Below are 572 nucleotides of genomic sequence, written 5' to 3' on the forward strand. Positions count from 1 at the left end.
GCGAGGGCATACAACGCCCTCGCTTTTCTGCACCGTAAGGTGGTACAGGAACAAGTGCTGGGCAAGACCGGTGCCAGCCGCCGCGGTAATACCGGCAGCACGAGTGATGGCCGATTTTATTGGGCCTAAAGCGTCCGTAGCTGGCCGTTCAAGTCTGTCGGGAAATCCAGTGGCTCAACCACTGGGCTGCCGGCGGAAACTGGACGGCTTGGGACCGGAAGACCCGAGGGGTACGTCCGGGGTAGGAGTGAAATCCTGTAATCCTGGACGGACCACCGATGGCGAAAGCACCTCGGGAGCACGGATCCGACAGTGAGGGACGAAAGCTAGGGTCTCGAACCGGATTAGATACCCGGGTAGTCCTAGCTGTAAACGATGCTCGCTCGGTCTGGCGCAGGCTACGAGCCTGTGCTGTGCCACAGTGAAGACGCAAGCGAGCCGCCTGGGAAGTACGTCCGCAAGGATGAAACTTAAAGGAATTGGCGGGGGAGCACTACAACCGGAGGAGCCTGCGGTTTAATTGGACTCAACGCCGGACATCTCACCAGCACCGACAATGTGCAGTGAAGATC

Annotated in this window: 1 rRNA gene; it reads left to right on the forward strand. The window is 59.1% G+C overall.

Annotation, left to right across the window (positions count from 1 at the left end):
* Positions 1-572: ribosomal RNA gene (locus tag AB2U09_RS00070) — 16S ribosomal RNA — on the forward strand; the annotation flags it as partial.

It is taken from the genome of Halosimplex yunnanense (assembly GCF_054504345.1).